This window comes from Pseudescherichia vulneris (genome assembly GCF_902164725.1).
Taxonomy (GTDB): Bacteria; Pseudomonadota; Gammaproteobacteria; order Enterobacterales; family Enterobacteriaceae; genus Pseudescherichia; species Pseudescherichia vulneris.
The window spans coordinates 133,091-133,875 of record NZ_LR607338.1 but is presented as its reverse complement, the minus strand read 5'-3'; the positions used below and the strand labels follow the sequence as shown (position 1 = coordinate 133,875).

Here is a 785-nt window from a genome sequence, read left to right as displayed (position 1 = left end):
CTCAGTAGATGGGATCCGCCCATAACCACGCCCACTACAGCGCTTGCAGTCCGCAAGAACTGGTACGCCCTGCTCTTCAGTGAGTTCCTGATTAACGGCTTTTCCACGTCCATGGCAATCGCTGCACGCTGCGCTGACCTGACCGGTACCACTACACTTTTTGCAGAGAACATTAACGGTTTCTTTGACCTTGACCATCCCGGATACAGTAATCTTCCCTTCCGGCTTGCGAAACTTGTTGGTGAACACGTCAGCCTGAATGAACCCTTCTCCATTGCAGCAATCGCACTGCTTCACGCTGGCGGCGCTGCGCGAATAGTCCTCAAAAGCGAAGATGGCCAGCTGGCGCATCACCAGTGGTTTAACCTCTGAGGCCAGCTTGCGCAGCGCAGCCACCTTGTCGCATTTGGTCAGCGCGTACTCGGCAAGCAGCGTGATCGCCCTCTCCCGGTCGTTTTGGCTGATCCCCATTTTGCCCAGGAAGGCGCTGTAACCCATCGCGGCGCGTTCCTGCGTCATGCCCATGGCGGCCATGATATCTGTGCCGGTAAGCGAGTCTGAGCCAGTGGCGCGCGGGGAGTCGCTGATCATCGTCGATTTGGCGAAGTGGTATTTCACGGTGTTTTCGAGGTTCATGCCCTTGTCCCTGCCATCTGGTAAATGCGAATAAAGTTGCGAAGGATGCGATAGTCCACCAGCACCGAACCTGGGTGGCGATAAATGCGAAGGCGCTGCCAGCGCATGCGGAGAGATTCGATCAGTTCTGGTTTCATGCTGCCGCCTTG

2 protein-coding genes are annotated in these 785 nt (G+C 56.4%); both read right to left on the bottom strand.

All coding sequences use genetic code 11. The annotated features are described in order from the left end of the window. Window positions 1–636: antitermination protein Q (locus FN633_RS00620; RefSeq protein ID WP_154058775.1), on the bottom strand; the 636-nt coding region annotated here is incomplete at its 3' end. Beyond that, window positions 633–773, bottom strand: coding sequence for a YlcG family protein (locus tag FN633_RS00615; RefSeq protein ID WP_154056392.1), 141 nt, complete (start codon window positions 771–773; stop codon window positions 633–635). The genes FN633_RS00615 and FN633_RS00620, both read right to left, overlap by 4 nt. Between the last annotated feature and the right edge of the window lie 12 nt (window positions 774–785).

Coding starts and splice junctions, on each gene's coding strand:
- FN633_RS00615 (WP_154056392.1), bottom strand. CDS start 773: ATGAAACCAGAACTGATCGAATCTCTCCGCATGCGCTGGCAGCGCCTT.